General features: G+C 66.2%; 15 protein-coding genes and 1 tRNA gene. 10 read left to right on the top strand and 6 right to left on the bottom strand.

All coding sequences use genetic code 11. The features are described from left to right. Positions 1 to 3: 3 nt before the first annotated feature. The 8 genes from hscA (at position 4) to ACSFA5_RS21750 (ending at position 5,734) form a co-directional block, all read left to right on the top strand. Entirely contained in the window at positions 4 to 1,869 is a 1,866-nt protein-coding gene (gene hscA / locus ACSFA5_RS21715) for a Fe-S protein assembly chaperone HscA (protein WP_435446114.1), read from the top strand. A 9-nt stretch (positions 1,870 to 1,878) separates the two neighbouring features. Further along, the gene (fdx, locus tag ACSFA5_RS21720) at positions 1,879 to 2,217 is read left to right on the top strand and encodes an ISC system 2Fe-2S type ferredoxin (protein WP_435446115.1); all 339 of its coding nucleotides are present in this window, start codon (positions 1,879 to 1,881) and stop codon (positions 2,215 to 2,217) included. After that, positions 2,217 to 2,939, top strand: coding sequence for a DNA polymerase III subunit epsilon (gene dnaQ, locus ACSFA5_RS21725; RefSeq protein ID WP_435446116.1), 723 nt, complete (start codon positions 2,217 to 2,219; stop codon positions 2,937 to 2,939). The genes fdx and dnaQ overlap by 1 nt, the downstream gene beginning before the upstream one ends. A 60-nt stretch (positions 2,940 to 2,999) precedes the next feature. Continuing rightward, positions 3,000 to 3,074: transfer RNA gene (locus ACSFA5_RS21730), tRNA-Val, on the top strand. A 187-nt stretch (positions 3,075 to 3,261) separates the two neighbouring features. Beyond that, positions 3,262 to 3,384, top strand: a complete 123-nt coding sequence (locus ACSFA5_RS21735) for a stereocilin (protein ID WP_435446117.1) — start codon at positions 3,262 to 3,264, stop codon at positions 3,382 to 3,384. A 36-nt stretch (positions 3,385 to 3,420) separates the two neighbouring features. Then, positions 3,421 to 4,524, top strand: coding sequence for an NAD(P)/FAD-dependent oxidoreductase (locus ACSFA5_RS21740; protein ID WP_435446118.1), 1,104 nt, complete (start codon positions 3,421 to 3,423; stop codon positions 4,522 to 4,524). 130 nt (positions 4,525 to 4,654) lie between these two features. After that, positions 4,655 to 4,951: a glycine zipper domain-containing protein gene (locus ACSFA5_RS21745; protein WP_007828200.1), complete on the top strand. Its 297-nt coding sequence runs from the start codon at positions 4,655 to 4,657 to the stop codon at positions 4,949 to 4,951. A gap of 48 nt (positions 4,952 to 4,999) precedes the next feature. Beyond that, positions 5,000 to 5,734 carry a phage holin family protein gene (locus tag ACSFA5_RS21750; RefSeq protein ID WP_435446119.1) on the top strand — a complete coding sequence of 245 codons (735 nt, stop codon included), beginning with the start codon at positions 5,000 to 5,002 and terminating at the stop codon, positions 5,732 to 5,734. 21 nt (positions 5,735 to 5,755) lie between these two features. Here ACSFA5_RS21750 and ACSFA5_RS21755 read toward each other — a convergent pair whose 3' ends face one another. Further along, positions 5,756 to 6,832: a quinone-dependent dihydroorotate dehydrogenase gene (locus tag ACSFA5_RS21755; RefSeq protein WP_435446120.1), complete on the bottom strand. Its 1,077-nt coding sequence runs from the start codon at positions 6,830 to 6,832 to the stop codon at positions 5,756 to 5,758. A 40-nt stretch (positions 6,833 to 6,872) separates the two neighbouring features. Between ACSFA5_RS21755 and rpiA the strand changes: the two genes are divergently transcribed. After that, positions 6,873 to 7,583: a ribose-5-phosphate isomerase RpiA gene (rpiA, locus tag ACSFA5_RS21760; RefSeq protein WP_435446121.1), complete on the top strand. Its 711-nt coding sequence runs from the start codon at positions 6,873 to 6,875 to the stop codon at positions 7,581 to 7,583. 45 nt (positions 7,584 to 7,628) lie between these two features. Here rpiA and ACSFA5_RS21765 read toward each other — a convergent pair whose 3' ends face one another. From ACSFA5_RS21765 to ACSFA5_RS21785, 5 genes are all read right to left on the bottom strand, one after another. Then, the gene (locus ACSFA5_RS21765) at positions 7,629 to 8,288 is read right to left on the bottom strand and encodes a glutaredoxin domain-containing protein (protein ID WP_435446122.1); all 660 of its coding nucleotides are present in this window, start codon (positions 8,286 to 8,288) and stop codon (positions 7,629 to 7,631) included. Between the two features lie 30 nt (positions 8,289 to 8,318). Continuing rightward, on the bottom strand, positions 8,319 to 10,367 hold the full coding sequence (locus ACSFA5_RS21770) for a M3 family metallopeptidase (RefSeq protein ID WP_435446123.1): 2,049 nt from the start codon (positions 10,365 to 10,367) through the stop codon (positions 8,319 to 8,321). 128 nt (positions 10,368 to 10,495) lie between these two features. Then, the gene (folD, locus tag ACSFA5_RS21775) at positions 10,496 to 11,347 is read right to left on the bottom strand and encodes a bifunctional methylenetetrahydrofolate dehydrogenase/methenyltetrahydrofolate cyclohydrolase FolD (protein ID WP_435446124.1); all 852 of its coding nucleotides are present in this window, start codon (positions 11,345 to 11,347) and stop codon (positions 10,496 to 10,498) included. Positions 11,348 to 11,427: 80 nt separating this feature from the next. Then, positions 11,428 to 12,060, bottom strand: a complete 633-nt coding sequence (locus tag ACSFA5_RS21780) for a response regulator transcription factor (RefSeq protein ID WP_012747279.1) — start codon at positions 12,058 to 12,060, stop codon at positions 11,428 to 11,430. Further along, the gene (locus ACSFA5_RS21785) at positions 12,057 to 14,597 is read right to left on the bottom strand and encodes a PAS domain-containing sensor histidine kinase (RefSeq protein WP_435446125.1); all 2,541 of its coding nucleotides are present in this window, start codon (positions 14,595 to 14,597) and stop codon (positions 12,057 to 12,059) included. The genes ACSFA5_RS21780 and ACSFA5_RS21785 overlap by 4 nt, the downstream gene beginning before the upstream one ends. A 218-nt stretch (positions 14,598 to 14,815) precedes the next feature. Here ACSFA5_RS21785 and aceE point away from each other — a divergent pair, with 218 nt between their 5' ends. Further along, positions 14,816 to 17,530, top strand: a complete 2,715-nt coding sequence (gene aceE, locus ACSFA5_RS21790) for a pyruvate dehydrogenase (acetyl-transferring), homodimeric type (protein WP_435446126.1) — start codon at positions 14,816 to 14,818, stop codon at positions 17,528 to 17,530. Positions 17,531 to 17,576 lie beyond the last annotated feature (46 nt).

Here is a 17,576-nt window from a genome sequence, read left to right on the forward strand (position 1 = left end):
CTTATGGCTCTTCTTCAGATTTCCGAACCCGGCCAGGCGCCCGACCCGCACCAGCGCCGCATTGCCGTGGGCATCGACCTCGGCACCACGCACTCGCTGGTGGCGTCTGTGCGCAATGGCGTGGCCGAGTGCCTGCCCGACGCCCAGGGCCGCGTGCTGCTGCCTTCGGCCGTGCGTTACCTCGAGGGCGACCGCCGGCAGATCGGCTTCGACGCCCTTGCCGCGCGCGCGCAGGACCCGGCCAACACCATCACCTCGGTGAAGCGGCTCATGGGCCGCGGCCTGGCCGACATCGCCAACCGCGAGGCCATGTCGTACCGCATCGGCAGCAACGACGGCGGCATGGTGACGGTGCAGACCCTGGCAGGCGAGAAGTCACCGGTCGAGATCAGCGCGGAGATCCTGGCCACGCTGCGTTATCGCGCCCAAGATACCTTCGACGACGACGAGTTGTATGGCGCCGTCATCACCGTGCCGGCCTACTTCGACGAAGGCCAGCGCCAGGCGACCAAGGACGCCGCGCAGCTCGCCGGCCTCAATGTGCTGCGACTGATCAGCGAACCCACGGCCGCTGCCATTGCCTACGGCCTCGACAACGCGAGCGAAGGCGTCTACGCGGTGTACGACCTGGGCGGCGGCACCTTCGACATCTCGATCCTGCGACTGACGCAGGGCGTGTTCGAAGTGATTGCCACCGGTGGCGACTCGGCCTTGGGCGGCGACGACTACGACCACGCGCTGGCCGGCTTCGTGCTGGAGCAGACCGGCTTGCAAGCCGGCAGCGACACCGACAAGGCCGCGGTGCTGGTGGCTGCGCGCGCCGCCAAGGAGGCGCTGACCGAGTCGGCATCGGCTGCATTCAGCGCGAGCGTCGCGGGCGAAACAGTCACCTTCGAGCTGGCGCGCGAACAGTTCTACGCGGCCACGCAATCGCTCACAGACCGCACCATTGCCGCCGTTCGCAAGGCACTGCGCGATGCCAGGCTCAAGCCCGACGATCTGCAAGGCATCGTGCTGGTTGGCGGTTCAACGCGCATGCTGCAGATTCGCACGGCCGTTGCTGCATTCTTTGGCCGCGAGCCGCTGGTCAACCTGAACCCCGATGAGGTCGTGGCCCTCGGCGCCGCCATCCAGGCCAACCAGTTGGCCGGCAACAACGGCGCGGGTGAGTTGCTGCTGCTCGACGTGATTCCGCTGTCGCTCGGCATCGAGACCATGGGTGGACTGGTCGAGCGCATCGTGCCGCGCAACCAGACCATTCCCACGGCGATGGCGCAGGACTTCACGACCTACAAGGATGGCCAGACGGCGCTGGCGCTGCACGTGGTGCAGGGCGAGCGTGACCTGGTGTCCGACTGCCGCAGCCTTGCGCGTTTCACGCTGCGCGGCATCCCGCCGATGGCGGCCGGCGCGGCGCGCATCCGCGTGACCTTCACCGTCGACGCCGACGGCCTGCTGAGCGTGAGCGCGAAGGAGCAGGGCAGCGGCGTCGAAGCCAGCGTGACGGTCAAGCCGTCGTACGGCCTGTCGGACGACCAGATCGCGACCATGCTGCAGGAGAGCTTCTCGACCGCGCAGCAGGACATGCAGGCTCGCGCGCTGGTCGAATCGCGCGTCGACGCCGACCGCATGCTGCTGGCCACGCAAAGCGCGCTCGACGCCGATGGCGACCTGCTCGGCGACGAGGAACGCGCGACCATCGACGCGTCGATGGCGCGGCTGCGCGAAGCCGCCAGGGCGAGCAACGAAGCGGCCGCCATCGAGGCCGCCACCAAGAAGCTGGCCGACGACACCGAGGCCTTCGCCGCCCAGCGCATGAACGCGGGCATTGCGCGCGCGCTGTCCGGCCGCAAGGTCGAATCTCTGTAGAACAACAACATGCCCACGATCAAGATCTACCCGCATCCCGAGTACTGCCCGCAGGGCGCCGAAATCACCGCGCCTGCCGGCACCTCGATCTGCGAGGCGCTGCTCGACAACCACATCAACCTCGAGCACGCCTGCGAGATGAGCTGCGCCTGCACGACCTGCCACGTCATCGTGCGCGAGGGCTTCAATTCGCTCAACGAGGCGGAAGAAGGCGAAGAAGACCTGCTCGACCGCGCCTGGGGCCTGGAGCCGCAGTCGCGGCTGAGTTGCCAATCGATCCTGGCACAGCAGAATGTGACCATCGAGATTCCGAAGTACTCGATCAACCACGCCAAGGAAAATCACTGATGTCCAGACTGATCGTTCTCGATACCGAAACCACCGGCCTCTCCGCGGAGAACGGCGACCGCGTCATCGAGCTCGGCTGCGTGGAGCTGTTCAACCGCAAGCTCACCGGCAACGACCTGCACATCTACTTCAACCCCGAGCGCGAGAGCCACGAGGACGCGCTCAAGGTGCACGGGCTGACCACCGACTTCCTGCGCGACAAGCCGAAGTTCGCCACGCTGGGCAACGACATCATCGAGTACCTGCGCGGCGCCGAGCTGATTATTCACAACGCGGCCTTCGACGTCGGTTTCCTGAACAAGGAGTTCGAGCGCGCCGGCCTGCCGCCGTTGCGCACCTTTGTCGGCGAAGTGACCGACACGCTGGCCATGGCCAAGCAGGTGTACCCGGGCAAGCGCAATTCGCTCGACGCGCTGTGCGACCGCTTCGGTGTCGACCGTTCGAACCGCACTTTCCACGGCGCGAAGCTCGATGCGCAGCTGCTGGCCGATGTCTACATCAACCTCACGCGCGGGCAGGACGCGCTGCTGATCGACGTGGCCTCCAACGAGCCCGCGCTGGGCACCACCGTGGTGGCCATCGACCTGAGTCAGTTCGCGCTGCCCGTGATCGTTGCGGGCGAGCAGGAGCTGGCCTCGCACGAGCTCGTGTTGTGCGAGCTCGACAAATCCAGCGGTGGCCGAACCGTTTTTCGCCAGGACGGCGAAAAAGCTGTGGCATAATCTGAGGCTTCGCACAACGCGATACGTGTTCAAGACACTGAACTCAAAAGCAGTGTCTCAGGGCGGTTAGCTCAGGGGTAGAGCACAGCATTCACACTGCTGGGGTCGGAGGTTCGAAACCTCCACCGCCCACCAAATCATAAAAAGCGACCTGGATTTCCAGGTCGCTTTTTTGTTGCCTGTTCGCTTCTGCCTTGCGGTGAGATTTCGGCGTCGCGTCGCCAGCGGCCGGCCTGTCGGCTCCCGCCGACGGCAAGTGCAGCCAGGGGCTGGCGCAGCTTCGGTTGGACAAGCCTACAACCTGGGGAAAAGGAGCAACACCATGGCCACCCATCCCGACCTTCCAACTCCGCTCACGCCGGACCTGCCCATAGAACCCGATCAAGGGCCGAGCACGCCGCCCGACGAAACCACCGATCCCGAGCCGCCACCCAGCGTGCTGTGAGTGAGCGCGGCGTGCGAGCCGCGCTAAGCTCGCACGATGGACGAAATTGATTGCGCCGTCATCGGCGCCGGGGTGGTGGGCTTGGCCGTAGGGCGCGCACTGGCGCTCGCAGGCCGAGAAGTGCTGGTGCTGGAATCCGAAGGCGCCGTCGGCACTGGAACCAGTTCGCGCAACAGCGAGGTCATTCATGCAGGCATCTACTACCCGCAGGGTTCGCTGAAGGCGAGACTTTGCGTCGAGGGCAAGGAACTGCTCTACGCCTATGCAGCGCAGCGGGGCGTGCCGCACCGGCGCTGCGGCAAGTTCATCGTCGCGACGTCGCTGGAGCAGGCGGCCCAGCTCGATGTGATTCGAGCCAAAGCCGCCGCCAACGGCGTCGACGACCTCGAACTGATGACCGCGCAGCAGGCGATCCAGCTGGAGCCGCAATTGCATTGCGTTGCGGCGCTCCATTCACCGAGTACCGGCATCGTCGACAGCCACGCGTTGATGCTGAGCCTGCTCGGGGACCTCGAGAACGCCGGCGGCATGCTGGCGTTGAAATCGCCGGTGCTGCGTGCCGAATGCAGCGGCAGCGGCATTGTCCTGATCGCGCAGGACGGCACTGCGCTGAGGTGCCGCAGTGTCGTCAACGCGGCCGGACTCGGGGCGCCGGCACTGGCCCGTCGCTTCGAGGGGCTCCGGTCTTCGTCGGTGCCGACGGCGTATTTCGCCAAGGGAAACTACTTCACCCTGTCTGGGCGCGCACCCTTCGGTCGCCTCGTCTATCCGGTGCCCGAACCGGGCGGCCTGGGCGTGCACCTGACGATCGACCTGGGCAACCAGGCAAAGTTCGGCCCGGACGTGCAGTGGGTCGAATCGGCAGGCGACCTGGTCGTGGACCCAACGCGTGGCGACGGTTTCTATGCCGAGGTGCGCAAGTACTGGCCTGCACTGCCCGACGGGGCTTTGGTTGCGGGCTATGCGGGCATGCGGCCCAAGATTTCTGGTCCCGGCGAGCCGGCCGCCGACTTCGTGATCGACGGACCCGCATCGCACGGTGTGCCAGGCCTGGTCAACCTGTTCGGCATCGAATCGCCGGGGCTCACGAGCAGCCTGGCCATCGGGCGCCATGTGGCCGACTTGCTGGCGGACGCGTGACGCGAACAGCGTCAAAGTCTGCGCTTCCGTCGCGCATGAGGGTCTTTTGTGCCTGTAACATGACAGCACGCCATTTGCTGGCGTGAAGCCGCCGGCGCGGTGCCGGTGTCATCACGGAGGAAAGTTTCCAATGAGTGCATCCCAAAATCTTGAAGCAGCAGCCGAAGACATTGCAAGCGACGTGCGCGGCGTGCTGGCAAGCAAGGACCTGGATTCGGTTCCCCACATCAAGGCGCTGCGCCAGCGCATCGACACCAAGCTGGCCATCGCACGCGAACTCGCCGCAGAGAAGAGCAAGCTCGCCGCCAAGAAGGCCCGCGAAGCGGCCAACTCCGCCAACGCCTACGCCCACGACGAACCGTGGCAGATCGCCGGTGCCGCACTGGCCGTCGGCGTGCTGGTGGGTCTGTTGCTTGGCCGCCGCTGACCTGAACTCGCACCGCAGCCTTCAGTCGGGGATGACCGGAGCCAGCCCATGAGGCTGCTGTCCCTGTTCGGGTTGGACGCCCGGATTCGTCGGTTGCGCATCGCAGCGGCCGAGGGCGCCCTTGCGGCCGAAGACCGAGTGCAACTGCTGCGCATGGCCTGGGAGGACGAGAAGCAGCGCCTCAAGCTGATGCTCCTCCTCGTGGTCGCCGTGCTGGGGCTGACCACGGTCACGGTGGCCTTGCTGTCCGTGGCGGTGGTGGTCCATTTCTGGGAAACGCCGTACCGCATCACGGCCGCCTGGTCGGTCGCGGGTGTGTGGGTGGTGCTGTGGCTGGCAGCGGCTGTCGGCTTGCTGCTGACGTTGCGCAACGCGTCCAACAGCTTCGTGCCGGCGCGCCATGAATTCGAACGTGACTGGACCTGGGTCCAGGACCAGTTCGGCCTTGGCAAGGACCCGCATCAGGACGAAGAGGCGCCTCGTCCCGCGAGGCCCGCTACGCGCGAAGAACTGCTCGCGCGCATGGAGCGTCAGCGCCAACGCATCGCGACGTTGCAGGGGGGGCGAGAAACCCAGCCGGCCGCCGCGGAGGGTGCAGGCGGTGCGCGCGAGCGCGAGGCGCCCCCATCGAACGAATCAGCCGGCGCCGCAGCGTTGCGCATCGCTCGCGCCCACCCGGTGGCCGCGGGTGTTGTCGCCGCGGCGGCCGTCGTGGTGATCCGGCCGAAGCGACTGCTGCGTTGGGCCGCGTTCATTGCGCCCGTGCTCTGGCGCATGCGCTGAGCGAAAAGAAAAGCCGAAAGCTCAGGCCTTGTTGCGATCGCGCAGCAGCGCCTGGGCGGCTTCGCGGACCAGCCCGGGGCCGCGGTAGATCAGGCCGGTGTAGATCTGCACCACGTCCGCACCCGCGGCGATCTTGTCCGTGGCGTCGGCTGCACTCAGGATGCCGCCCACCCCGATGATCGGAAAGCCCGCGCCCAGCGCCGCACGAAGCTGCGAAATCACGCGGTTGCTCGATTCGCGCACCGGCGCGCCCGAGAGGCCGCCGGCTTCATCGGCATGCGGCAGGCCCTTCACCGCATCGCGTGCGAGCGTGGTGTTGGTGGCGATCACGCCGTCCATGCCGTGGCGCTTCAGCGTGGCTGCGATCACGGCAACCTGGGCTGCGTCCAGGTCGGGCGCGATCTTCACGAACAGCGGCGCACGTTTGTCGTGCCGTGCGGCCAGCGCCTCGCGCCGTTCGGCCACCGCACCCAGCAGAGCGTCGAGCGCTTCATCGCTCTGCAGCGAGCGCAGGTTGGCGGTGTTCGGGCTCGAGATGTTGATCGTCACGTAGTCGGCGTGCGGGTACACGCCGTCGAGGCAGGCGAGGTAGTCGTCCACCGCGCGCTCGATCGGCGTGGCGGCGTTCTTGCCGATGTTCAGGCCCAGCAGCATCGGCGCCTTGGCGCCGCCGCCCTTGCGAAAGCGCGCCTTCTGCACATTCGCCAGGAAGGCGTCGAGCCCTTCGTTGTTGAAGCCGAGCCGGTTGATCAGCGCGTCGCGCTGCGGCAGCCGGAACATGCGCGGCTTGGGGTTGCCGGGCTGGGCCTTCGGGGTGACCGTGCCGACCTCGACGAAGCCGAAGCCCATCGCGGCAAAGGCGTCGATGCAGCGGGCGTTCTTGTCGAGCCCGGCCGCCAGGCCCACGCGGTTCGGAAATGTCAGCCCGGCGAGCTCGATGGGGTCGTTCACGCGCGATGCCGAGTAGGCGCAGGCCAGCGGCGTGTTCTGCGTGCGCGCCAGCCCGTCGAGCGTGATTTCATGGGCGTGCTCGGGGTCGAAACCGAACAGGAAAGGGCGGGCCAGGCCGTAGAGCGAGGAGGGCATCAGCAGGGGCATCGGATAATTCTGGACTTCTATGAGCCAAGGATTCTCCGCGATGACCGCACCCGCCCCTGCAACCCCTTCAAACCCACTGTCTCAGGACGAACTCAAGGCCCAGGTCGGCCGCGCCGCGCTGGCCTACGTGGTCAAGGGCGAGATCGTCGGCGTCGGCACCGGCTCCACGGTGAACAAGTTCATCGACGCGCTGGCCACCATCAAGGACGAGATCAAGGGCGCCGTCTCCAGCTCGGTGGCCTCGACCGAGCGCCTGCGCGCGCTGGGCATTCCGGTGTTCGACAGCAACGAGGTGGAAGAGCTGGCCGTCTATATCGACGGGGCCGACGAAATCGACCACCGCGGGTTCATGGTGAAGGGCGGCGGGGCCGCGCTCACGCGCGAGAAGATCGTGGCCGCCCAGTCGCGCAGGTTCATCTGCATCGCCGATGCGTCCAAGCTTGTCGAGACGCTGGGCGCCTTTCCGCTGCCGGTCGAAGTGATTCCGATGGCAGTGCGCCGCGTGATGCGGCAGTTCGCCGCCATGGGCGGCATTGCCCAGGTGCGCGAGAAGGACGGGCTGCCGCTGGTGACCGACAACGGGCAGCACATCGTCGACGTGACGGGCCTGCGGATCACCGCGCCGCTGACCTTCGAGTCTGAAGTCAGCCAGTGGCCGGGCGTGGTGACGGTCGGCGTCTTCGCGCACCAGAAGGCCAATGTCTGCCTGCTGGGCACCTCGGCGGGCGTGAAGACTTTGAGGTTCGACTGAGGTTTGCCTGGCGTCCTGCTGCCGCGAGGGCCCCGACCGCCAGGGTCAGAACTTGATGCCGGCCGGGTTGCTCGGGCTCGGCTCGCTCGAAACAGGGGGCGCAGAGGGCTGCGCGGCCTGCGATGCAGGGGCACGCGCCGCTGGCAACGCTTCCTGTTGTGCTGTCAGAGGCCGAGCCAACCCGTTGCGGTAGCCTGCGGGCAGGTTGTTGCTCTTCGGATACCCCGCGGCGTCCAGGTACTGCGACCACTCGGTGTCCGAAAAACCATTGAGTTGTTGCGCGCCGATGGTGAGCAGCGGCATCGTGCGCTGGCTGCTCAGCCGCTGGAATGCCTCGATGTCCTCATTGCTTTTGACCGAACGTTCGTCGAACGGGACGCCGCGCGTCACGAGCATCGTGCGGGCCATTGCGCAGGGGCTGCAATCATCACGCGTGTAGAGCATGACGGGGTAGCGTTGCACCACTTGCCTGAGCTCATACGGCAGCCCGCCGGTGTTGGCTGGTGAGGTGGGGCTGCCTGGCGCGCCCGATGCGGGCTCGGTGCTCGCGGCGGGCGCGCGGTCCGAGAAAGTGACCTTGCCGTTCTTGTCGACCTGGCGGTAGACCGACTGCGCCATGGCGCCCGCGGCAACGAGCAGGAGGCAACCGCCGGCCACCTGTGCGCCCAGGCGATGCAGTGAGAATTTGTAAGGGGTCGTGTGCATCGCCCGAGTATCGCAAGCTTCAGCGCCGCATCAAGCGGGCTGGGCCTGCGCCATGCCTTGGTGTCGCAGCAGCGCATCAAGCTGCGGTTCGCGGCCGCGGAAGGCCTTGAACGAGTCCATCGCGCTGCGGCTGCCGCCGGCCTCCAGGATCGCCTGGCGGTACTTGCGGCCGGTCTCGATGTTCGGCTCGCCGTCGGCGCCCACGGTTTCCTCGAAGGCCGCGTAGGCATCGGCGCTCAGCACCTCGGCCCACTTGTAGCTGTAGTAGCCGGCCGCGTAGCCGCCCGAGAAGATGTGGCTGAACGTGTTCGGCGTGCGGCTGAAAGGGGGCGAAGGCATCACGGCCACTTCGCTGCGCACCGTGCCGAGCAGCGCCATCACGTCGCCTGTCTTGGCCGCCGAGGCGCGGTACTCGGTGTGCAGCAGCATGTCGAACAGCGAGAACTCGATCTGGCGCAGCGTCTGCAGTCCGCTCTGGAAGTTCTTGGCGGCCGTCATCTTGTCGAACAGCGCGCGCGGCAGCGGCTCGCCGGTATCGACATGGGCGGTCATGTGCTTGAGCACGTCCCACTCCCAGCAGAAGTTTTCCATGAACTGGCTCGGCAGCTCGACCGCGTCCCACTCGACCCCGCTGATGCCCGAGACGTCGCGCTCGTTCACCTGCGTGAGCATGTGGTGCAGGCCGTGGCCGAACTCGTGGAAGAGGGTGGTCACGTCGTCGTGCGTGAGCAGCGGCGGCTTGCCGTCCACGCCGCTGGCGAAGTTGCACACCAGTTGCGCGATGGGCGTTTGCAGCACGCCGTTGTCCGGGCGCAGCCAGCGGGCGCGCACGTCGTCCATCCAGGCGCCGCCGCGCTTGGCGGCGCGTGCGGAAGGGTCCAGGTAGAACTGGCCGACCTTCTGGCCGGCGCGCTCGATGCGGTAGAACTCCACGCTCGGGTGCCACGTGGGCGCGCTGTCGCGGCGGATCGCCACTTCAAACAGCGTTTCGACGATCTTGAACAGGCCGGCCATGACCTTCGGCGCCGGGAAGTACTGCTTGACCTCCTGTTCGCTGAAAGCGTAGCGCGCTTCCTTGAGCTTCTCGCCGATGTAGCTCCAGTCCCAGGGCTGCGGGTCGGTGATGCTCAGTTGTTCCGACGCGAAGACGCGCAGGTCGGCCAGGTCACGTTCGCCGTAGGGCTTGGCCTTGACGGCCAGGTCGCGCAGGAACTTCACGACCTGCTCGGGCGATTCGGCCATCTTCGGCACGACCGACAGCTCGCCGAAATTGTTGTAGCCCAGCAGCTTGGCTTCTTCTTCGCGCAGCGCCAGGATCTCGGTGATCAGCGCCGTGTTGTCGAAGGCGGCGTCGCCGAATTCGCTGGCACGCGTGACGTACGCGCGGTAGAGCTTTTCGCGCAGCGCGCTGCTCTTGGCGGACTGCATCACAGGCAGGTAGCACGGCATCTTGAGCGTGAGCTTGTAGCCGTCCTTGCCGTCGGCTTCGGCGGCCGAGCGTGCGGCGCTCACCACGTCTTCGGGTACGCCTTCGAGCTCACCGAACGCGGCGTGGTACGCGAAGGCGTCGGTCGCGTCGAGGGCGTTTTCGCTGAACTTCTGGCTCAGCTCTGCCTGGCGTTCCTGGATGTCGGCGAAGCGCTTCTTGGCGTCGCCCTGCAGCTCGGCACCGCCCAGCACGAAGTTACGCACCGCGTTGCGATGCGCCTGGCGCTGCTCGGCGTTGAGCGTGGAAACGTCGATGGCCTTGTACTTGGCGTACAGCCGCTCGTCCGAGCCCAGGCGCGTCCAGAAGGCGGTGACGCGCGGCATGGCCTCGTTGTAGGCGGCGCGCAGCTCGGGCGTGTCGGCCACGGCGTTCAGGTGGCCCACGGCGCCCCAGGCACGGCTGAAGCGTTCGGAGGCCACGTCGAGCACCTTCGAGATGGCATTCCAGTCGGCCGGGAATTCGGGCGCGGTCACCGCCTGCAGCGCGGCGTCGGCATCGGCCAGCAGCACATCGACGGCGGGCGCGACATGCTCGGGCCTGATGCGGTCGAACAGCGGAAGATCGTTGAAGTCGAGGAGGGGGTTGGTCATGTGAGAGGTCCTGGTCGAGCGTAGCGAAGCCGTTTGGGGAACCACCGTGCAACCGGCTTTGCCGGGCCGCTGGTGGTGCCCTTGAGGGGGAGGCGGCTACACGCAGTGAGCGAGCAACGGAATGGTCCTTACGTTGCGGCGCGTTCGGCCGCTTCAAGGGTGTTGGCGAGCAGCATGGCGCGCGTCATGGGGCCGACGCCGCCGGGCACGGGCGTGATCCAGCCGGCCACTTCCTTCACGCCGTCGAAATCGACGTCGCCGGCCAGCTTGCCGTCTTCCTTGCGGTTCATGCCCACGTCGATGACCACCGCGCCGGGCTTCACCATGTCGGCGGTGAGCAGGTTGCGCTTGCCCACCGCGGCGACGATCACGTCGGCCTGGCGCGTGATGGCGCCCAGGTCCTGCGTGGCGCTGTGGCAGATGGTCACGGTGGCGCTCTTGGCGAGCAGCATCATGGCCATCGGCTTGCCGACGATGTTGCTGCGACCGATGACCACGGCGTGCTTGCCGCGCAGGTCGTAGCCGATGGATTCGAGCATCTTCATGCAGCCGTGCGGCGTGCAGGGCCAGAAACCCGGGGCGCCGGTCATCAGCGCGCCGGCGCTGGCGACATGGAAGCCGTCGACGTCCTTGGCGGGCGAAATCGTCTCGATGACCTTCTGGCTGTCCATGTGCCTGGGCAGCGGCAACTGAACCAGGATGCCATGCACATTCGGGTCGTCGTTGAGGGTGCGAATGCGCGCCAGCAGATCGGCTTCGCTCATGTCGGCGGGGTAGGTCTCGAGCGTGGCCTGAAGGCCGGTCTGGGCGCTGTCGTTGACCTTGTGCTTCGTGTAGACCTGGCTTGCAGGGTCTTCGCCCACGAGGATGATGGACAGGGCCGGGTTCACGCCTCGGGCCTTGAGCGCGGCGGTGCGGCCGGCGACTTCGGCGCGAATGGTTTTGGCGAGGGCGTTGCCGTCGATCAGTTGGGCGGTCATCGGTTCTGATTTTCCAAGTAAAAACGCCCGCTTGCGCAGGCGTGGTGGACATTCATTGCTATCGAAGAGATAGCTGCTCGCTAGGCCTTGGCCGCTGGTGCCGCCTGGCCGAGGGCGATCTTGAGCAGATCGGCCACGGTGTTGGCGTTGAGCTTTTCCATGATGTTGGCGCGGTGCGCCTCGACCGTCTTGATGCTGATGCCCAGGTCGTCGGCGATCTGCTTGTTCAGGCGGCCCGCCACGATGCGTTCGAGCACCTGCGCCTCGCGGCCGGTGAGCTTGGACAGCAGCGCATCGCGGCTGGCCGACTGCTGGTGCTGCGTGAAGGCGCCGCGCGCATGTTCGAGCATGCGCTCGACCAGCGTGACGAGTTCTTCGTCGTTGAAGGGCTTCTGGATGAAATCCATCGCGCCCTTCTTCATGCTGTCGACCGCCATGGGAACGTCGCCGTGGCCGGTGATGACCACGATGGGCAGCGGGGAGCGCCGCTCGATCAGCCGGTCCTGCAGTTCGAGGCCGGTCATGCCGGCCATGCGGATGTCGACGATCAGACAGGCGACTTCGCGCGGGTCGTATCGGGAGAGAAAGGATTCGGCGGAATCGAAGCAGCGGACTCTGTAGTCCTTGCCTTCGAGCAGCCATTGCAGCGAATCGCGTACGGCTTCGTCGTCGTCGACGACGTAGACCGTGCCCTTCTTCGGAATCAAACTCATGCAGGTACCTTTGTCTCGTCGCTAGCTACGGAACTGATAGCGTCCAACACCGGAATCCAGAAGGAAAAACGGCATCCGATCACATCCGGACCATTGTAGATGTTCTCCGCCTGCATCCGGCCGCGGTGCGACTCGACGATGGTGCGGCACAGGTTGAGGCCGATGCCCATGCCCTCGGGTTTGGTGGAAAAGAAAGCTTCGTACAGCCGGTCCATCACTTCGGGTGCCAGGCCCTTGCCGGTGTCCTGCACCGAGAACTCGATGGCGTTGTGGCCCTCGATGACCTTGGGCAGCACCCGCAGCTCGACGCTGCGGCGCGCCAGCGGCCGGTCGGCGATATCGATGGACTCGGCCGCGTTCTTCAGCAGGTTGACCATCACCTGCTCGATGAGGATCGGGTCGACCCGCACGACCGGCAGCCGCGCGGCCACGTAATGGTTCAGGCGCACGTTGCGCCGGCGCAGCTCGATGCCCGCGAGTTCTACCGCCTCGCTCACCATGGTGGCCACGTCGGCCGGTGTGCGGTTGGGCTCGCTGCGCTTCACGAAGGAGCGGATGCGCTGGATGATCTGGCCCGCGCGCTGCGCCTGCTTGGAGGTTTTCTCGAGCGCGGCCAGCAGCGCCTCGGTGTCGATCGTCTGCCCCTTGATGCGCGACATCATCCCGTTGCAGTAGTTGGTGATGGCCGTCAGCGGCTGGTTGAGCTCGTGCGCCACGCTGGACGCCATTTCGCCCATCGTGATGAGGCGGCTCGCCGATTGGGCCTTGTCGGCCTGCGCGGCGGCCTGCTCCTCCGCGTCGCGGCGCGGCGTGATGTCGGTGGCGATGACGAGCTGCGCCAGCCGGCCGTCGACCCAGGTCAGGTAGCGCGAGCGCACTTCGAGCCACTTGCCCAGGTGCGGCACGAAGATCTCGTTGTTGGCGGCCTGCGCGGCGGTGAGCGTGTCGATCGGCAGGCCCGCGTAGGGGTCGACGTCGTCCAGGCCCTCGTCGTGCGCGTTCGAGGCCGGCACGCCCGCCTGCGCGACCATGCCGAGGTGGCCCACGGTGTCCGAGCCGAACCACAGGCGGTACAGCTTGTTGGCGAACAGCAGCTCCTCGCTGCCGATGGGCGCCACCGACACGGCCGCGTCCAGCGCCTCGAGCACCGTGGTGAAGCGTTCGTACGAGGCCGACAGCTGCTCACGGATGCGCGTGGGCTCGGTGATGTCGGTCATCGACGTCATCCAGCCGGTCTGGTGGCCGCGCGCGTCGATCAGCGGCGACACATAGAGCCGCGCGTTGAACACGCTGCCGTTCTTGCGCTTCACGCGCACCTGGAAGCCGCCGGGCAGGGCGCGGCCGTGGAGCTCTTCTTCCAGCCGCTCGTTCATCACTTCGCGGTCGGACTCCAGCCAGTAGGGGAAGGGCGGCGACTGGCCGACCAGTTCTTCCTCGCTCCAGCCCGTCATGGCGCAGAAGGCGGCGTTCACGTAGGTGATGCGGCCTTGCAGGTCGAGCACGCGCATGCCGGTGAGCATGGAGTTTTCCATCGCGCGGCGGAAGTTGGTCTCTGCCACCAGCCGCTGCTGGGCCTGCAGGCGGCGGCGCGTGTGGCGCCAGGTGCCGATCAGCATCCAGCTCGTGAGCACGCTGAGCGCGCACACCAGCCAGAACAGGCCGTTGCCCACCACGCCCTGCGAGGTGCGGTAGGCCTGGGCGCGCAGCACGAGCGCATTGCCCACGGGAGACACCGGTACTTCGTACTCGTTGGTGCGTTCGGTCCAGGGAAGCAGGCGGGTGCCGCTGTCCTTCAGGCTGGCGGTGTTGCCGGCGATCACATGGCCCTTGGCGTCGAGCAGCGACACCGCATAGCGTGCCTGCACCTCGGAAGGCATGCCGTAGCGCAGCAGGCCGTCGACCGAGAACTCGCCGAGGACCACACCCGCGAACAGGCCCTGGTCGAACAGGGGAATGTGCAGCTGCAGCATGGCTGCAGGCTCGCCGCCGGCCACGGGCTGCGAATACACAGGCTGGCGCAGCTCGCGCGCCAGCGCGTAGTTGCTCTCGATGTCGCCGGGACGCAGCACGTCGCCGATCAGGTGCTGCTGCGCCGGGTGCACGCTGGGCGCGGCATAGCCGGCCTTGAAGCGGCGGCGGTCGTCTATCCAGGTGATCGTTTGCAGCTCGGGGAACTGGCTGACCAGCGACTCGGCCCGGCTGGTGAACTCGACGGGGTCGATCTCGCGGTTGGAGGCATCGCGCGCGATGCGCATCAACTGCTCCTGGCGCTCCAGCAAGCGCAGGCGCATGCGCTGCTGCGCATATTCGACGTCGCGGCGCACCGACTCCTGCTCGCGCTCGACCTCTTCGGTTCGCAGGTACCAGAACGCCGAGACGATGGCGGCCAGAAAAAGAAGCACGGCCGCCATGGGCGCCAGCATGGCGACGGCGTCCTGCAGCACCGGTGTTTGCCGGCGCCACCACTTGCGCCACCAGGACAGGGGCGACGCGTTCACGGCACTGCGGGCGACCGCCAGCGGGGAGGAAAAAGGCATGGGCCGAGTTTAGGTGAAGCCCCCTTGGAAACGATGGGGAAAGCGGTGGTGCCATGGGCTCCCGTATGGTTGCCTTCCAGCGTCAGTAAGTTGCCGAAATATCACATTGAGAAATGAATGCGCACTATTTGAAATCTCGATGTTTCTATGAGAAACTCCGCCGCGCTGATCGCATAGCGCACTAAATTACCGCCACAGCCCTAAAAGGAGAGACAAGCATGTCGGCAAATCCAGAGAACCTGTACGGCTCGGCCGCGAACGACGCGGACGCCCAGGAGACCCGTGAATGGATGGATGCACTGTCCTCCGTCATCCAGAGCGAAGGCCCCGAGCGGGCCCACTTCCTTCTCGAGCAACTGCTCGAACATGCCCGGCAGAATAGCGTGGACCTGCCGTTCTCGGCCAACACCGGCTACGTCAACACCATCGAGCCCGGCCTGGAAGCCCGCAGCCCCGGCAACCTCGAGATCGAACAGCGCCTGCGCGCCTACATGCGCTGGAACGCGATGGCGATGGTGGTCAAGGCCAACCGCCACCACCCGGCCGAAGGCGGCGACCTGGGCGGCCACATCGGCTCCTTCGCATCGCTGGCGAGCATGTTCGGTGCCGGCTTCAACCATTTCTGGCACGCCGAGAGCGAAAACCACGGCGGCGACCTGCTGTACATCCAGGGCCACGTGTCGCCCGGCATCTACGCCCGCGCCTATCTGGAAGGCCGCCTTTCCGAAGAGCAACTGCTCAACTTCCGCCAGGAAGTGGACGGCAAGGGCCTGTCGAGCTACCCGCACCCCAAGCTGATGCCGGAGTTCTGGCAGTTCCCCACGGTGTCGATGGGCCTGGGCCCGCTCATGGCCATCTACCAGGCGCGCTTTCTCAAGTACCTGCACGCACGCGGCATCGCCAACACCGAGAACCGCAAGGTGTGGGTGTTCTGCGGCGACGGCGAAATGGACGAAGTCGAATCGCTGGGCGCCATCGGCCTGGCGGCGCGCGAGAACCTCGACAACCTGGTCTTCGTCATCAACTGCAACCTGCAGCGCCTGGACGGCCCGGTGCGCGGCAACGGCAAGATCATCCAGGAGCTCGAAGGCGAATTCCGCGGCGCCAACTGGAACGTGATCAAGCTGATCTGGGGCAAGGGCTGGGACGCACTGCTCGCGAAGGACCATGACGGCGCGCTGCGCAAGATCATGATGGAGTGCAACGACGGCGACTACCAGTCGTTCAAGGCCAACGACGGTGCCTACGTGCGCAAGAACTTCTTCGGCCGCGATCCGCGCACGCTGAAGATGGTCGAGCACATGACCGACGACGAGGTGTGGAGCCTGCAGCGCGGCGGCCACGACTCGCAGAAGGTGTATGCCGCCTTCCATGCCGCCCACAACCACAAGGGCCAGCCCACGGTGCTGCTCGTGAAGACCGTCAAGGGCTTCGGCATGGGCAAGATCGGCGAAGGCAAGAACAACGTCCACCAGACGAAGAAGCTGAGCGACGAGGACATCATGGCCTTTCGCGACCGCTTCAACATTCCGATTCCGGACAGCCAGATCGCCGAGCTGCCGTTCTACAAGCCGGCCGACGACACGCCCGAGATGAGGTACCTGCACGAGCGTCGCAAGGCCCTCGGCGGCTACCTGCCGCACCGCCGCACCAAGGCCGAAGAGAGCTTCACGGTGCCGTCGCTGGACGTCTTCAAGTCGGTGATGGAGCCCACGGCCGAAGGCCGCGAAATCTCGACCACACAAGCCTACGTGCGCTTCCTGACGCAACTGCTGCGCGACAAGGCCCTGGGCCCGCGCGTGGTGCCCATCCTGGTGGACGAGGCCCGCACCTTCGGCATGGAAGGGCTGTTCCGCCAGATCGGCATCTACAACCCGCACGGTCAGCAGTACACCCCGGTCGACAAGGACCAGGTCATGTACTACAGGGAAGACAAGGCCGGCCAGATCCTGCAGGAAGGCATCAACGAAGCCGGCGGCATGTCGAGCTGGATCGCGGCGGCCACGTCGTACAGCACGAACAACCGCATCATGGTGCCGTTCTACGTGTACTACTCGATGTTCGGCTTCCAGCGCATCGGCGACCTGGCCTGGGCGGCCGGCGACATGCAGGCCCGCGGCTTTTTGCTGGGCGGCACCTCGGGGCGCACCACGCTCAACGGCGAAGGCCTGCAGCACGAAGACGGTCACAGCCACATCCTGGCCAACACCATCCCGAACTGCGTGAGCTACGACCCGACCTTCGCGCACGAAGTGGGCGTCATCCTGCACCACGGCCTGAAGCGAATGGTCGAGAAGCAGGACAACGTGTATTACTACATCACGCTGCTCAACGAGAACTACCCGATGCCCGGCCTGAAGCCTGGCACCGAAGAGCAGATCATCAAGGGCATGTACCTGGCCAAGGAGGGCCCCGCATTGAAGGCCAAGGCGCCGACCGTGCAACTTCTGGGCAGCGGCACCATCCTGCGCGAAAGCTTTGCCGCGCAAGAGCTGCTCGAAAAAGAGTGGGGCGTGTCGGCTTCGGTGTGGAGCTGCCCGAGCTTCAACGAGCTCACGCGCGACGGCCAGGATGCTGACCGCTGGAACCTGCTGCACCCCGACCAGACGCCGCGCGTGCCTTTCGTGGCCGAGCAGCTCGCAGCATCGAGCGGCCCGGTGGTGGCATCCACCGACTACATGAAGGCCTACGCCGAGCAGATTCGTCCGTTCATCCCGAAGGGCCGTACCTACAAGGTGCTGGGCACCGACGGTTTCGGCCGCAGCGACTTCCGCAACAAGCTGCGCGAGCACTTCGAGATCAACCGCCACTACATCGTGGTGGCCGCGCTCAAGGCGCTGAGCGAAGACGGCACCGTGCCGGTGGCCAAGGTGGTGGAAGCGATCAAGAAGTACGGCATCAATGTCGACAAGGTCAACCCGCTCTACGCTTGAACATCAACAACCAACGAACGAACGGCGCCTTACGGCGGGAGACAAC

The sequence above is a fragment of the Variovorax monticola genome (genome assembly GCF_051216855.1).
Classification (GTDB): domain Bacteria; phylum Pseudomonadota; class Gammaproteobacteria; order Burkholderiales; family Burkholderiaceae_C; genus Variovorax.

Coding starts and splice junctions, on each gene's coding strand:
- ACSFA5_RS21765 (WP_435446122.1), bottom strand. CDS start 8,288: ATGCACACGACCCCTTACAAATTCTCACTGCATCGCCTGGGCGCACAG.
- folD (WP_435446124.1), bottom strand. CDS start 11,347: ATGACCGCCCAACTGATCGACGGCAACGCCCTCGCCAAAACCATTCGC.
- ACSFA5_RS21755 (WP_435446120.1), bottom strand. CDS start 6,832: ATGCCCCTGCTGATGCCCTCCTCGCTCTACGGCCTGGCCCGCCCTTTC.
- fdx (WP_435446115.1), top strand. CDS start 1,879: ATGCCCACGATCAAGATCTACCCGCATCCCGAGTACTGCCCGCAGGGC.
- dnaQ (WP_435446116.1), top strand. CDS start 2,217: ATGTCCAGACTGATCGTTCTCGATACCGAAACCACCGGCCTCTCCGCG.
- hscA (WP_435446114.1), top strand. CDS start 4: ATGGCTCTTCTTCAGATTTCCGAACCCGGCCAGGCGCCCGACCCGCAC.
- ACSFA5_RS21750 (WP_435446119.1), top strand. CDS start 5,000: ATGAGGCTGCTGTCCCTGTTCGGGTTGGACGCCCGGATTCGTCGGTTG.
- ACSFA5_RS21785 (WP_435446125.1), bottom strand. CDS start 14,597: ATGCCTTTTTCCTCCCCGCTGGCGGTCGCCCGCAGTGCCGTGAACGCG.
- ACSFA5_RS21740 (WP_435446118.1), top strand. CDS start 3,421: ATGGACGAAATTGATTGCGCCGTCATCGGCGCCGGGGTGGTGGGCTTG.
- ACSFA5_RS21780 (WP_012747279.1), bottom strand. CDS start 12,060: ATGAGTTTGATTCCGAAGAAGGGCACGGTCTACGTCGTCGACGACGAC.
- ACSFA5_RS21735 (WP_435446117.1), top strand. CDS start 3,262: ATGGCCACCCATCCCGACCTTCCAACTCCGCTCACGCCGGACCTGCCC.
- ACSFA5_RS21745 (WP_007828200.1), top strand. CDS start 4,655: ATGAGTGCATCCCAAAATCTTGAAGCAGCAGCCGAAGACATTGCAAGC.
- aceE (WP_435446126.1), top strand. CDS start 14,816: ATGTCGGCAAATCCAGAGAACCTGTACGGCTCGGCCGCGAACGACGCG.
- ACSFA5_RS21770 (WP_435446123.1), bottom strand. CDS start 10,367: ATGACCAACCCCCTCCTCGACTTCAACGATCTTCCGCTGTTCGACCGC.
- rpiA (WP_435446121.1), top strand. CDS start 6,873: ATGACCGCACCCGCCCCTGCAACCCCTTCAAACCCACTGTCTCAGGAC.